Below are 12,964 nucleotides of genomic sequence, written 5' to 3'. Positions count from 1 at the left end.
TGCCTCCTCTGTGCTATATCTAATTAGATTAACGCACGTCACGAGTTAGTGGATAAGGCCTTTATACGGAAAGATAAAATGTGAAAACCCACGGATATCAGAGCGCTAACCGCAGTAGAAGTTTTTGCCTTCGTGCCGTGTCCTTAACATCTATTCCAAGAAGGATGAAGGAAGGAAGATTATTCCAACTTTAGCTTAATAAAGTGTCTCATCTCTTTGAATGGCTGTCAAGGAGAGCACTTGACAGCCATTCAAAGAGATGAGAAATGGTCTGTAAGCTAAAGAAGGAGCTACCCTAGCCTAAACGGCTAACTATCTAACCAAGTAAGCGAAGAAGCGAGAAATAGCTTCTCTTCTTAGAGTTGGTCAAAAATAAACCAAAACCGAGTTTAAGTGGGGAGCCTTGACAGTTTCGTTCATATCAGGAGGCTCCCCGGCACGCCCGCGGAAAGCGAAGTGCCTGGAACGGAAATCAACAGACAAGTTTAACACAGCCTTTCTTTAAAGTAAAAAATTCCCCTATTTACGAAGTTTCGCGTTATAATAGAAATTATTTCGAAACTAGAAAGAATAGGGGCTCGTACACATATGAATAAGACAGAAACACAAAAAGGAGTAATACATGCCGGATTTTCTTATTTACTTTGGGGATTATTACCAATCTATTGGAAGCTTTTAGACCATGTTAATGCTAAAGAAATTTTAGCCAGTCGTGTTGTTTGGTCGTTTATTTTTATGGTCGTCATTCTTCTCCTAACCAACAAATGGGGGCTTTTTCTTCAGACCATTAAAGGGTTTGCGAAAAATAAAAAACAAATGGCTGCATTGACGATTGCCTCCCTGTTAATCAGTGTGAACTGGTTCATTTATATTTGGGCGGTTAACAGCGGTCATATGATTGAAGCAAGCCTTGGATATTACATCAATCCATTAATTAGTATTTTATTAGGAATGATTGTGCTAAAAGAAAAATTGACGATTTATCAATACGTCTCATTTATCCTAGCAGCCATTGGTGTATTAATCATTTCTATTTCCCATGGTCAGTTTCCATGGATTGCGATTGTATTAGCCCTTTCCTTTGGATTATATGGATTAGCAAAAAAGTTAATCAATGTGGATTCTGAAGTAGGGTTAACCCTAGAAACTCTAGTGATTACACCGATTGCTGTGATTTATATAGGCTTCTTATTTCTTAATGGGTCTAATGATTTTTTAAAGGAAGGGATACAAACCGACCTTTTATTAATAGGTGCAGGGATAGCAACCGCAGTACCGCTCCTGTTTTTTGCAAAAGGCGCACAAAAGATCCCTTTATCATTATTAGGTTTTCTACAATATATTGCACCAACATTAACCTTACTTTTAGGCGTATTTGTTTACCATGAACATTTTTCAAAAATACAGCTATTATCCTTTATGTTCATATGGTCCGCATTAACGATTTATTCTTTATCAAAAACAAAGCTATTTTCTGCACAATGGTTCCATTTGCGAAAAGAAAAGGGCACTAGCATATAAAGAAAAACCTTATCCGCTTTCTTGGATAAGGTTTTTTGTGAGTAAATGCTGTTTTTAAAGGAAAGACCGCTTCACTTTTTGCCAAAAGGAATTGTCTTTTAGTTTAAGAGTTTTTAACTTTTTATCACTTATTTTTATACTGATTTTCTCTACGTGACGGATGCTTAATGCTTCATTATCCATACCCATTGTTGGATGGTCATTACCTTCAGAGATTACTTTAAGCGTAAGGGTTCTTTCACTGCCAACAATAAAGGAGGAACCTAGCGTTCGATAATTGTTGGTATTAACAGAGGCTACTTCACTCACCTGCATGCAAGGTAGAAGGGGATCAACGATCGAACCATTCACCGCTTTATTATAGCCAGTACTACCCGTTGGTGTTGCGACAATAAGTCCATCGCCGCGGAAGGTTTCTAAGTGAAGCTGGTCAATATAGACATCTACTACTAGTGTCTTAATGATTGAAGAGCGAATACTGAATTCGTTTAAGCAAGGAAACGTCCCTTGTCCATCAACTTCTACTTCAATTAACGGATAACGGCGCACCTTTACATTTTCATTGGTGACAATCGCATCAATCATTTTAGATCTATCATTAATTCGGAAATCACAATACATACTCAGGTTATCTTCGGTTGAAATCCCCGTATAAAGGCAATCCTCCCGGAAGCCAGTTTTCCTAACTGCTTGGAGAAATGTTCCATCATCCCCGACACTAGCAATGATATTTGCGTTTCGGTAATCAGTGACAATTGTAAATCCATACCGATTTGCTATTTCTACAAGCGGTGCCACTTTTGACAGCATGTCCGAATCGCGTTTGTGATAAAAGTAAATATTGCGTCTATTCTCCATATTATGTACCTCCCTAGTTAATGAGATTTTTGTAACATTATCCCCATCACAAAAATTTTCTCTAAGAAATAATGCTAGTCTGAAATTAGTTTAGCATTTTATTGAGACAATATGAAATAGGACTTGATTTTTTGAGATAAACAAAAAGGGGGACTTACGTATTTATGAATGGAAAGCGGTGGGCCGCACTAGGGATTGCAGCAGCGTTATTTTTCATCTCGGTTGTCATTAATTTTTTATCCTCTTTTGCCTTTAAAGGATGGGAATCAAATTTTACCGATTTTATGGATTCTGAGGAACAGCCTTTTACAGAAGAGGTTGTCAATGAAGGGAATGAATTAAAGAAAATAGTGATTCTTGATGTAAATGGGGTCATCCAGGATACAGGGGAAACAGGTTCTATCCTGCAAAGCTCTGGTTTCAATCATCAGGACTTTATGAAAAAGTTAAACCATATTAAAAAAGATGATACGGTGAAGGGAATAATTATTAAAGTCAATTCCCCCGGTGGCGGAGTGGTTGAAAGTGCAGAAATTCATGATAAATTAACTGAAATCCAAAGAGAAACCAAAAAGCCAGTCTATATTTCAATGGGATCCATGGCTGCATCGGGAGGTTATTATATTTCAACAGCGGCTAAAAAGATTTATGCCAGTCCCGAGACAATGACTGGCAGTCTCGGTGTGATTATGGAAGGGGTCAATTATAAAGGGCTTGCCGATAAATATGGTGTTGATTTCGTTACGATTAAAAGTGGTAAGCATAAGGACATTATGAGCCCAACAAGAAAAATGACTGAGGAAGAACGACAGATCTTACAGTCGATGATAAATAATTCATATCAAGGATTTGTTAAAGTTATTTCAGAGGGACGAAACCTCCCAATCACGCAGGTGAAAAAAATAGCGGATGGTCGTGTCTATGATGGCCGTCAAGCCAAGGAATTGCAGTTAATTGATGGTTTTGGTTACTTAGATGATGTGGTGAAACATATGAAAAAACAAGAGAAACTTAAAGGTGCACAAGTTGTCCGTTATTCAGACTCACTTGGGCTGGGATCCTTATTTACAATGCAGACAAAAAAATTAATGGGTAAAGATATGGAAATGGCAGGTTTGTTGAAGGTTCTATCAAGACCGAATTCTCCGCGGCTTATGTACCTGTATGCGGAATAGGGGGAGTATCCATGGAAACGAATGAGTATCAAGAATACTCGAACGACAGAAAAGATGAACTTTCCTTTCGATATGCGGGCTTCTGGATGCGCCTATGGGCTTATCTTCTTGATTTGGTGGTAGTGGGAAGTATCGTTAGGATATTGATTAAACCAGTTTTTCGAATCGTGAATTATTCTTTATCGGAATCGTCCATGTTTGCTCCAATCTCAATCATATCCGCGTTAATCTTCTATCTGTATTTCGTACTAATGACCAATTATCTAAATCAAACCCTAGGAAAAATGGTGTTTGGATTGAAAGTAGTTGATTTAAGAAGGGATCAAATGACATGGGGGACGATTCTCTTTCGTGAATGGATTGGCCGTTTTATTTCATCAACAATCATTGTTGGATATATAATTATTGCTTTTTTACCCAAAAAACAAGGCTTGCATGATCTATTCACTGACACAACGGTCGTACATGTGGAACGGTGATCTTAAACCTATCAACATTTGTTGGTAGGTTTATTTTTTTTTGAAAAAGCAAATACTACCCGCTGAAAGGTTGTGATTGAAATTGTTCTGGGTGCTCGTAGTTTTATCGATTCTATTGCTCTTTTTCATTCTCATTCTTTTTACTAAATTAACAATACTAATTAATTATTATCATCATAATGACAATGATGATTTAAAGATAAAATTTAAGATTTGGTTTGGATTAATAAAATATACAATTAATGTACCTTTAATAAAAGTGGATGATAATTCTCCTAGCATTGTTGTAAAAAGTAAATCTAAAATGGGGGATTCCTCAACTGAATCAACTAGCGAGGACTCCAAGCAAATCACAGCTGAAGAAGTTGAAAATAATTTATCAAATGCCAAAAAATTACTGCATCATGTATTTGGGCTACATCGAATTGTAAGGAATTTTTTTCAAAAAGTTACAATGAAAGGATTTGAGTGGAATACTTTGATAGGTTTAGGAGATGCAGCACACACAGGGACGATAACGGGTGCCATTTGGGCATTTAAAGGGAGTATCATAGGTCTTATTAGTCATTATTTAAAACTGAAGGAAATGCCAAAAATAACAGTGACTCCACACTTTCAGGCAGCCGTAATTCAAACAAGACTAACATGTATTATTCAGTTTCGTATCGGGCATGCTATTCTAGCAGGATTAAAACTGTTTATATTCTGGAGGGGCGGACTTCCGCACTTTAAAAAGAAAACAAATTTTGCAAATGATAAAACAAAATCCATTTGAAAAAGGAGGAAACAGCCATGTCTGACCATCCAATTCAAGGTTTGATGACAACTGCAATGGAAAGCCTTAAAGAAATGATTGATGTGAATACGATCATTGGTGATCCTGTTGAAACCCCTGATGGTAGTGTTATTCTGACTGTGTCAAAAGTAGGTTTTGGATTTGCCGCAGGTGGTAGTGAATTTAAGCTTGAGGGGTCTCAAAGTCAAGGGCAAGGTCAAAGTCAAAGTCAAAGTCAAAGTTCATCCCATCCATTTGGCGGCGGGAGCGGGGGTGGGGTCTCGATTACCCCAATTGCCTTTTTAATTGTCAACTCTCATGGCGTAAAAATGCTGCATTTGGATGAAAGCACTCATTTGTATGAAAAAATATTAGAGCTGGCACCACAGGCGATAGATAAAATTCAGCAAATGTTCTCAAAAAAGGACCAAGGCCAACAGCAAAATAGTTTGCAAGGTTTGAAAAACGAGCACAAACCAAAAGAAGAACTTGAATTATAGCAGAAAAGGTTAATCTTCCAGAACATGAGGAAGGTTAACTTTTTTCATGCAATATGTGAAAATTCAAAAGGCTTATTAATTGCAAAATAGATTTTGAAAAGATATATTTACACTGTACATATTTGAAGGGAAGCGGTTTTCTATTATCCGCTAGAACTTGAACATGACAAAGGAGGATGTAAAATGGCAAATGTAACATTTAAAGGGAATCCAATTACACTTTTAGGCAATGAAGTAAAGGTAGGGGACAAAGCACCTAACTTTACTGTATTGGCAAATGATTTGTCAGAAGTTACCTTAGAAAGTACCAAAGGTCAAGTACGTTTAATTACCTCTGTCCCTTCATTGGATACGGGTGTTTGTGATGCGGAAACACGTCGTTTTAATGAAGAAGCAAACAGTTTAGGTAACGTGAAAATATTAACGGTAAGTGTTGACTTACCATTTGCACAAAAACGCTGGTGTGCTGCTAGTGGAATTGAAAATGTGCAAACACTATCTGATCATCGTGATCTCTCATTTGGTGAAGCATTTGGTGTTGCTATCCAAGAATTAAGACTGTTGGCTCGTGCCGTATTTGTTGTTGATTCTAACGATACAGTTACATATGTTGAATATGTAAGTGAAGCAACCAACCACCCGAACTACGAAGCAGCACTTGAAGCAGCTAGAGCAGCTAAATAATGTAATGATTTAGAAGGCCTCTGTTGTATTGCAGGGCCTTTTTCTATGCTTAAAACTTGTATAATATGTCGATACTCATTAAAATGAATAAGGAAATTAATGAGGGTGGGGATCAAATGAGAGTTTCTCCAGTGGAACAACTGTTTACGTTATTTAATGAAACTGCACTTCTTCTGCAGGAAGAATTAAATTGTACATATTTAGAGGCACTCGCTGAGACAGGAGAGAATTTATTCCAAGGATCAATCCTGCAAGATGAGGTCAGCGAACTAACAGAAAAAAGAATGAAGAAACAATATGAACAGATTCATTTAGAAAAGTTTTCAAACGATGAAATTCGGAAAGCTTTTCAGCTGGCTATTTTAAAAGGGATGAACGATAGTGTTCAACCGAACCATCAAATGACACCTGATTCTGTTGGGATACTTATTGGCTATTTAGTTGAAAGATTTATGAAACAGTCAAACTTCCGCTTGCTTGATCCAGCAGTGGGGACGGGAAATTTGCTAACAACTGTTTTAAATCATCTTCAAAGAAAAATTGATTCTGTCGGCGTTGAGATTGATGACCTTCTTATAAAGCTTGCCTATGTTAATGCAAATTTACAAGCTCATCCTATTCAACTCTTCAATCAAGACAGTCTTGAACCGATGTTTATTGATCCTGTTGATGCAGTAATCGCAGATTTGCCCGTAGGCTTTTATCCAAATGATGTCAGAGCTGCAGATTATCAAGTCAGTGTAAGTGAAGGGCATACTTACTCTCATCATCTATTCATGGAACAAAGTGTCCGTCATACAGTGCCAGGCGGGTATTTATTCTTTCTTATTCCAAATGGATTATTTGAAAGTGACCAAGCACCACAATTACATGAATTTTTTAAAGAGCATGTGATTGTTCAAGGATTACTCCAATTACCAATAAGCATGTTTAAAAATAAAAATACAGCGAAAAGTATCATTATCTTGCAAAAAAAAGGAGAAGGTGTAATGCCTCCTAAGCAAGCATTACTGGTTGAATTACCAAATCTTTCAAGTGCTGTAGAGATGGACAAAATACTATTCAAAATGGATAAATGGTTTCAAGAAAACAAAGGATGAACCGAGATTATTCTCTAGGTTCATCCTTTTTTTAATATTGTAAAATAAGAAATATCAGAATACATTTTCATTTGTAATGTAACCGCTGCCACGAGAAATTTGCCTTGAAATAAACTATACACAATGATTCAATTAAGGATGGAAATAATCAATAGTGGTTTGAGCAAAATAATGTTGTACTACTCAAAAAAAATGCCAAACCAGTGTTGTTATATAAAAGGAGCGGTAACAATATGTCAAAAATTATTGCAATTAATGCGGGGAGTTCTTCCTTGAAGTTTCAATTGTTTGAAATGCCAAGTGAAGATGTCATTACAAAAGGATTAATTGAAAGAATCGGTTTAAATGATTCAATTTTTAATATAACGGTTAATGGTGAAAAAATCCAAGAAATAATTGATATTCCTGATCATGAAGTAGCTGTAAAAATGCTATTAGATAAATTAACAACTCTAGGTATTATCAAATCCTTAAATGAAATTGTTGGAATGGGACACCGTGTGGTCCATGGTGGAGAAACATTTAATGATTCTGCGCTCATTACTGACGAAGTAATAAAGAAAATTGATGAATTATCTGAACTTGCGCCATTGCATAACCCAGCCAATCTAACAGGAATTAAGGCATTCATGAGCGTACTTCCTAATGTTCCAGCAGTAGCTGTATTTGATACGGCATTCCACCAAACGATGCCGGACAGCTCTTACCTATACAGCTTACCAATGGAGTACTACGAAAAGTATGGTATTCGTAAGTATGGTTTCCATGGAACTTCTCATAAATATGTTTCACAACGTGCAGCAGAACTTCTTGGGCGACCTGTTGAACAATTGCGTCTAATTTCTTGTCATTTAGGAAACGGTGCAAGTATTGCAGCAATTGAAGGCGGTATGTCCATTGACACATCTATGGGCTTTACACCACTTGCCGGGGTGACCATGGGTACTCGTTCAGGTAATATTGACCCAGCATTGATCCCATATATTATGGAAAAAACCAATCAAACAGCTGAAGAAGTACTTGATGTCCTTAATAAAAAGAGTGGTATGCTAGCCATGTCCGGTTTCTCAAGTGATTTACGTGATATTGAAATTGAAGCGAAAAAAGGCAATGAGCGTGCGAAACTTGCCTTGGATGTTTTTGCTAATCGAATTCATAAATACATCGGTTCTTATGCTTCACGAATGAACGGTGTCGATGCGATTATTTTCACAGCAGGAATTGGAGAAAATAGTGACACAATTAGGGAAAATGTTTTAAGAGGTCTAGAATTTATGGGTGTTTATTGGGATCCGGCTCTTAACAAAGTTAGAGGCGAAGAAGCATTTATTAACTACCCACACTCACCAGTAAAAGTATTAATCATCCCAACAAACGAAGAAGTAATGATTGCCCGCGACGTTATACGTCTTGGTAACATTCATTAATCGATAATATTAAAAGGCAAAAGCTAGGGTAAAGCTTTTGTCTTTTGTCTTTTTATCAAGGTAATTCTTTATGATATACTTGAAAAAGAAAGCCTTGCCGTGGGAGGAATCAAACATGCCATTAACAGACCGTGAAGCAATGGTCTTGAATGAAATACAGGAATGGGAAAGAAATTTATTTGAATTCGAGCCGAATGATTTCCAATTAACCTATGAAAAATTTCTGCAGCAATCATTTTCATTATTGCCTGAAAAGGTTCAAAGCCAATTCTTTTCAGTGATCGATAGCTGGCTGTTTCATTTACATAGCATGATCCAAGGCTCTCAGCTGCAAATGGATGCAAAGGAGAGAATTCTTTCATCGGGGCGAATCTTTTATAAGGATCTAGAAAAAATTGCAGATCTAAAAAATTTAAGCATTGAACAATTACAATATATTGCTGAGCAGCAAATTGCCCGTCATCGGTTTTATTCCTTTGCGCAAGGGGGATTAGCTGGGACTGGTGGTCCACTGCTATTAAGCACAGATATACCAGCAATAGCAGTAATTAATTTAAGGGTTGTCCAATTAATAGCGATGACTTACGGGGTGGAAGTGAATACCCCATTTGAAATGATGACCTCTCTGAAGGTCTTTCACACGGCTACATTACCTCCAAGACTGCAAAGAGCAGGCTGGACCTCGCTGATGGAAGAATTAGAGGCGCAGGAAGATTATTATTTTTATGAAGGAAATGAAGAAATAACTGATATCACCTGGCTTGAACAACCAGTTCAACAACTTATGAAAGCGCTGGTCATTTCGCTGTTCAGAAAAAAAACGATTCAAGGAATACCGCTTGTCAGCATGGCCATTGGTGCTGGTGCAAATTATCAGTTAACTAGAAAAGTAACGGATGTGGCTCATAAATATTATCAACTACGTTACCTACGAGAAAAAGAGGAGTTAATGGGATGAGTACTCAAGAACATAAAAAGGCCGCACCTAGAATAGTTAATTGCAAAGTTATAACGGTTAGTGATACGAGAACAAAGGAAACAGATAAAAGTGGAAAGTTAATGATGGAATTACTTGAACATGCAGGACACGAGATTGTTGATTACGTCATTGTAAAAGATGAAGCTGAGCCCATCCAAGATGAAATCGTAAAAGGATGTGCAATAGAAGAAATTGATGTCATTATAACAAATGGCGGAACGGGGATTGCCAAGCGGGACGTAACGATTGAAACGGTAGAAAAACTACTTGATAAAGAGATTGTCGGTTTTGGTGAAATATTCCGGATGTTGAGTTTCCAAGAAGATATTGGTTCGGCGGCCATTCTTTCTAGGGCTATTGCTGGTGTGGTAAAAAATAAAGCAGTATTCTCTACCCCTGGCTCCACAGGTGCCGTGAAGCTCGCCATGAATAAATTAATTCTGCCTGAACTAGGGCATGTAGTTAGAGAGATACAAAAAGACCTCTAAATAGAGAAAACTCCCTTTTTCGATGGAAAGGGAGTTTTCTATTGATGGGCTTTTGTTGAAAGCACTTCGTTTGCTCGGTACCATAGCCATAAATCATTAATAATGGAAGCGAGTTCTGCGATTTCCGTGTTCAGTTGACATGAACGTGGAAAATTACTTTCATTGGAGAGAAGTGTTTGTTTCAAATTAATTTCAGTTTCAAGTTCACTAATCCGGTCAGGGATCGAACCGCGGACTTGTTCCCAGTAAAAGAGAATCTTTTGTTGTGTTTCCTCGTTGTATTGGTCCCATTCCAAAGTTAATTCCGGTACTGGAATACCAAGACGATGATCAAAAGAAAAATATTCTTTCATACGATTGCCTCCAATCCGACTGACTACTTTTTATTTTACTATAGATTTACCACCCATTCACTACAAATCTATGTTTAATATTTTTAAAGAAAGCACGAAGCTTAAAATCAGCTGCGTGCTTTCGACTATTAGGCGATATCTTTTTCTGTGCGAATTACGAGTACGTCACAATGTGCATAACGAGTAATATGTTCAGATACGCTGCCGATAATAAACCTCTCGACAACATTTAATCCAGTTGCACCGCAGATAATCAAATCCACTTCGTGTTTTTTAGCTAAATCTCTTGGGATACGTATTTTTGGAGAACCATAATCAATTTCATATTGCACTTTAGTTAGGCCCGCATCCTCGGCTTGCTTGCGGTAATTTTCAAGCATATCTTTTGCAGCCTTTTCCGCTCGATCTCCAACGACCGTGTCATAAGCCTCAATTAATGCAAATGTTCTAGTGTCAATAACGTGGACTAATAATAGGGTGGCATCATTTCTCTTGGCTATTTCAATCCCTTTTTTAAAAGCCCAATCAGCCTCTTTTGAACCATCAATAGCGACTAAAATATTTCTATATTTAAGTCCCATGATTAATCATCTCCTTACTTAAATTATACATTATTTAACAAGGAATAACTGTTGCAACTTTTCGAACAATATAGAGGTAACCTCAATGGAAAGGAGAATTGAATGATGGGTAAAAATGAACAAAACAAAAAGTTTTTGTTTGAGTTTAATGAGCATGGTGCCAATGAAGTTAGCCAGCTAATTTTGGACTCATATAACAGTGGATTTATTGGCGAAGGTACAGCGATTGCTGATAGTGATGATTTTGCAGGAACCGAGAATTAATGTAATGTCGTACGGACTGTCCTTAAGGGGATAGTTCTTTTTTTGTGGACAAATGTCTTGGAATTTTCGAAATCAAGGGCAAATACCCAAGAATATGCATTTACTTATGCATATTCTTTAGTGTGTCTATTAATAAAAATGAGGAGGAGAAACATGAGCACAGAAATGTATGGAATGCCTAATAACATTGACGTGAACTATAATGTGATGGATCCTAACGATGAAAGGATTCGTCCAGGGTTTGGACATTTTGGTGGTTTCCATGGAGGTTTCGGCCGTCCGGGATTTGGTTTCGGTTTTGGTCGCCCAGGATTTGGATTTGGTTTTGGACGCCCAGGATTTGGTTTTGGTGGATTTGGCTTTGGGGTCCCATTCTTAACTGGTTTAGCAGCAGGTGCTTTATTAACTCCAGGTTGGGGATACGGATATCCTTACTACCCGCCATACCCATACCCATACCCATATTATCCTTGGTATTATTAAAAAAAAGGGCTTTGCCATTTTGGCAAAGCTTTTGCATTAGTTTTTGTCGAAATCTAATGTTCCTTCGTTAATGTTACGAAGTTACATCTTCCTTTGGAAAAAGGTTATAATTAAATTGTCTTGGTTAATTTTACTAATTTGAATTTATTTGGAGGTAAGTACATGCGGATCGGAGTACCTAAAGAAATCAAAAATAATGAAAACCGTGTAGCCATGACACCAGCCGGAGTAATCAACCTGGTTAAATTTGGTCATGAGGTTTTTATTGAAAATGGAGCTGGGCTTGGATCTGGTTTTTTAAATGAGGATTATGAATCAGCAGGTGCAAAACTTGTAGATTCAGCAGAAGAAGCATGGTCCATGGAAATGGTGATGAAGGTGAAAGAACCGCTTCCAAGCGAATATAAATACTTTCGTGAAGGATTAATATTATTTACATATTTACATCTTGCGCCTGAACCAGAATTAACGAAGGCGTTAATTGATCAAAAAGTAATAGGTATCGCCTATGAAACGGTGCAGCTGCCAAATAGAAGCTTACCATTGTTAACGCCGATGAGTGAGGTAGCTGGCAGAATGGCACCACAAATAGGTGCCCAATTCCTTGAAAAAGTTCATGGGGGAATGGGAATTCTTTTATCTGGTGTCCCGGGGGTCCAAAGAGGAACTGTTACCATTATCGGCGGAGGTGTGGCCGGAACGAATGCGGCTAAAATGGCGATTGGATTAGGAGCTAAAGTGACTATTATTGATTTAAATCCAGATCGTCTTCGTCAATTAGATGATATTTTTGGCTCAGAAGTGACGACCCTTATGTCCAATCCTTATAATCTCGCTGAAGCAGTGAAGGATTCGGATTTGGTGATTGGTGCCGTTCTTATTCCTGGAGCAAAAGCCCCGAAACTCGTAACGGAATTAATGATTCAATCGATGAAACCAGGTAGTGTTGTTGTGGATATTGCGATCGATCAGGGAGGGATTTTTGAAACCACTGACCGTATTACCACGCATGACAATCCAACCTATGTGAAACATAATGTTGTTCATTATGCTGTTGCAAACATGCCGGGGGCGGTCCCAAGAACTTCTACCATTGCCTTGACAAATGTAACGGTCCCTTATGCCGTGCAAATTGCCAACAAGGGATACAAACAAGCTTGTCTCAGCAATGAAGCATTGTTAAAAGGAATCAACACACTGGGCGGCTACGTAACCTATCAAGCAGTCGCAGAAGCACACGGGCTGGAATTCTTAGATACAAAAACGCTACTTGAAAAATAATAACCTTACACGGGAG

16 protein-coding genes are annotated in these 12,964 nt (G+C 37.8%); 13 read left to right on the top strand and 3 right to left on the bottom strand.

Annotation, left to right across the window (positions count from 1 at the left end; translation table 11 throughout):
* Nucleotides 1-588: 588 nt before the first annotated feature.
* On the top strand, nucleotides 589-1,521 hold the full coding sequence (gene rarD, locus AC4QJR_RS22065; RefSeq protein ID WP_251460219.1) for an EamA family transporter RarD: 933 nt from the start codon (nucleotides 589-591) through the stop codon (nucleotides 1,519-1,521).
* Between the two features lie 54 nt (nucleotides 1,522-1,575).
* On the opposite strand, the gene AC4QJR_RS22060 is transcribed toward rarD, so the two are convergent.
* On the bottom strand, nucleotides 1,576-2,379 hold the full coding sequence (locus tag AC4QJR_RS22060) for an NAD kinase (protein WP_098574477.1): 804 nt from the start codon (nucleotides 2,377-2,379) through the stop codon (nucleotides 1,576-1,578).
* A 164-nt stretch (nucleotides 2,380-2,543) separates the two neighbouring features.
* Between AC4QJR_RS22060 and sppA the strand changes: the two genes are divergently transcribed.
* The 9 genes from sppA (at nucleotide 2,544) to AC4QJR_RS22015 (ending at nucleotide 9,986) form a co-directional block, all read left to right on the top strand.
* Entirely contained in the window at nucleotides 2,544-3,554 is a 1,011-nt protein-coding gene (sppA, locus tag AC4QJR_RS22055) for a signal peptide peptidase SppA (protein WP_496524189.1), read from the top strand.
* 11 nt (nucleotides 3,555-3,565) lie between these two features.
* The gene (locus AC4QJR_RS22050; RefSeq protein WP_496524188.1) at nucleotides 3,566-4,033 is read left to right on the top strand and encodes an RDD family protein; all 468 of its coding nucleotides are present in this window, start codon (nucleotides 3,566-3,568) and stop codon (nucleotides 4,031-4,033) included.
* A 76-nt stretch (nucleotides 4,034-4,109) separates the two neighbouring features.
* Complete coding sequence (locus AC4QJR_RS22045; protein ID WP_496524187.1) at nucleotides 4,110-4,808, top strand: DUF2953 domain-containing protein; 699 nt, start codon at nucleotides 4,110-4,112, stop codon at nucleotides 4,806-4,808.
* A gap of 17 nt (nucleotides 4,809-4,825) precedes the next feature.
* Nucleotides 4,826-5,308: a GerW family sporulation protein gene (ytfJ, locus tag AC4QJR_RS22040; protein ID WP_496524186.1), complete on the top strand. Its 483-nt coding sequence runs from the start codon at nucleotides 4,826-4,828 to the stop codon at nucleotides 5,306-5,308.
* Nucleotides 5,309-5,491: 183 nt separating this feature from the next.
* On the top strand, nucleotides 5,492-5,992 hold the full coding sequence (gene tpx, locus AC4QJR_RS22035; RefSeq protein ID WP_496524185.1) for a thiol peroxidase: 501 nt from the start codon (nucleotides 5,492-5,494) through the stop codon (nucleotides 5,990-5,992).
* A gap of 116 nt (nucleotides 5,993-6,108) precedes the next feature.
* The gene (locus tag AC4QJR_RS22030; RefSeq protein ID WP_251460225.1) at nucleotides 6,109-7,092 is read left to right on the top strand and encodes a class I SAM-dependent methyltransferase; all 984 of its coding nucleotides are present in this window, start codon (nucleotides 6,109-6,111) and stop codon (nucleotides 7,090-7,092) included.
* A gap of 233 nt (nucleotides 7,093-7,325) precedes the next feature.
* Nucleotides 7,326-8,519 (top strand): acetate kinase, encoded by a 1,194-nt coding sequence (locus AC4QJR_RS22025; protein ID WP_098574458.1) that lies wholly within the window; start codon nucleotides 7,326-7,328, stop codon nucleotides 8,517-8,519.
* 115 nt (nucleotides 8,520-8,634) lie between these two features.
* Nucleotides 8,635-9,477, top strand: a complete 843-nt coding sequence (locus AC4QJR_RS22020) for an EcsC family protein (protein ID WP_496524184.1) — start codon at nucleotides 8,635-8,637, stop codon at nucleotides 9,475-9,477.
* On the top strand, nucleotides 9,474-9,986 hold the full coding sequence (locus tag AC4QJR_RS22015; RefSeq protein ID WP_496524183.1) for a MogA/MoaB family molybdenum cofactor biosynthesis protein: 513 nt from the start codon (nucleotides 9,474-9,476) through the stop codon (nucleotides 9,984-9,986). Before AC4QJR_RS22020 ends, AC4QJR_RS22015 begins: the two co-directional genes overlap by 4 nt.
* Before the next feature lie 38 nt (nucleotides 9,987-10,024).
* On the opposite strand, the gene AC4QJR_RS22010 is transcribed toward AC4QJR_RS22015, so the two are convergent.
* Both AC4QJR_RS22010 and AC4QJR_RS22005 read right to left on the bottom strand, forming a co-directional pair.
* Nucleotides 10,025-10,339 (bottom strand): hypothetical protein, encoded by a 315-nt coding sequence (locus AC4QJR_RS22010; RefSeq protein WP_496524182.1) that lies wholly within the window; start codon nucleotides 10,337-10,339, stop codon nucleotides 10,025-10,027.
* Nucleotides 10,340-10,467: 128 nt separating this feature from the next.
* Nucleotides 10,468-10,920 (bottom strand): universal stress protein, encoded by a 453-nt coding sequence (locus AC4QJR_RS22005; RefSeq protein WP_251460232.1) that lies wholly within the window; start codon nucleotides 10,918-10,920, stop codon nucleotides 10,468-10,470.
* A 102-nt stretch (nucleotides 10,921-11,022) separates the two neighbouring features.
* Here AC4QJR_RS22005 and AC4QJR_RS22000 point away from each other — a divergent pair, with 102 nt between their 5' ends.
* The 3 genes from AC4QJR_RS22000 to ald all read left to right on the top strand — a co-directional run bounded on the left by AC4QJR_RS22000 (nucleotide 11,023) and on the right by ald (nucleotide 12,948).
* A complete protein-coding gene (locus AC4QJR_RS22000; RefSeq protein ID WP_180230122.1) occupies nucleotides 11,023-11,184 on the top strand; it encodes a hypothetical protein in 162 nt (53 codons plus the stop codon).
* Between the two features lie 207 nt (nucleotides 11,185-11,391).
* Nucleotides 11,392-11,667 (top strand): hypothetical protein, encoded by a 276-nt coding sequence (locus AC4QJR_RS21995; protein ID WP_496526722.1) that lies wholly within the window; start codon nucleotides 11,392-11,394, stop codon nucleotides 11,665-11,667.
* Nucleotides 11,668-11,829: 162 nt separating this feature from the next.
* Nucleotides 11,830-12,948, top strand: a complete 1,119-nt coding sequence (ald, locus tag AC4QJR_RS21990; protein WP_496524181.1) for an alanine dehydrogenase — start codon at nucleotides 11,830-11,832, stop codon at nucleotides 12,946-12,948.
* Nucleotides 12,949-12,964: the final 16 nt, after the last annotated feature.

Source organism: Neobacillus sp. BP17 (assembly GCF_059579525.1).
This window is presented reverse-complemented; position numbering and strand designations above follow the sequence as displayed.

Coding starts and splice junctions, on each gene's coding strand:
- AC4QJR_RS22025 (WP_098574458.1), top strand. CDS start 7,326: ATGTCAAAAATTATTGCAATTAATGCGGGGAGTTCTTCCTTGAAGTTT.
- AC4QJR_RS22030 (WP_251460225.1), top strand. CDS start 6,109: ATGAGAGTTTCTCCAGTGGAACAACTGTTTACGTTATTTAATGAAACT.
- AC4QJR_RS22060 (WP_098574477.1), bottom strand. CDS start 2,379: ATGGAGAATAGACGCAATATTTACTTTTATCACAAACGCGATTCGGAC.
- rarD (WP_251460219.1), top strand. CDS start 589: ATGAATAAGACAGAAACACAAAAAGGAGTAATACATGCCGGATTTTCT.
- AC4QJR_RS22010 (WP_496524182.1), bottom strand. CDS start 10,339: ATGAAAGAATATTTTTCTTTTGATCATCGTCTTGGTATTCCAGTACCG.
- tpx (WP_496524185.1), top strand. CDS start 5,492: ATGGCAAATGTAACATTTAAAGGGAATCCAATTACACTTTTAGGCAAT.
- ytfJ (WP_496524186.1), top strand. CDS start 4,826: ATGTCTGACCATCCAATTCAAGGTTTGATGACAACTGCAATGGAAAGC.
- AC4QJR_RS22005 (WP_251460232.1), bottom strand. CDS start 10,920: ATGGGACTTAAATATAGAAATATTTTAGTCGCTATTGATGGTTCAAAA.
- AC4QJR_RS22050 (WP_496524188.1), top strand. CDS start 3,566: ATGGAAACGAATGAGTATCAAGAATACTCGAACGACAGAAAAGATGAA.
- sppA (WP_496524189.1), top strand. CDS start 2,544: ATGAATGGAAAGCGGTGGGCCGCACTAGGGATTGCAGCAGCGTTATTT.
- AC4QJR_RS22000 (WP_180230122.1), top strand. CDS start 11,023: ATGATGGGTAAAAATGAACAAAACAAAAAGTTTTTGTTTGAGTTTAAT.
- AC4QJR_RS22020 (WP_496524184.1), top strand. CDS start 8,635: ATGCCATTAACAGACCGTGAAGCAATGGTCTTGAATGAAATACAGGAA.
- AC4QJR_RS21995 (WP_496526722.1), top strand. CDS start 11,392: ATGGATCCTAACGATGAAAGGATTCGTCCAGGGTTTGGACATTTTGGT.
- AC4QJR_RS22015 (WP_496524183.1), top strand. CDS start 9,474: ATGAGTACTCAAGAACATAAAAAGGCCGCACCTAGAATAGTTAATTGC.
- ald (WP_496524181.1), top strand. CDS start 11,830: ATGCGGATCGGAGTACCTAAAGAAATCAAAAATAATGAAAACCGTGTA.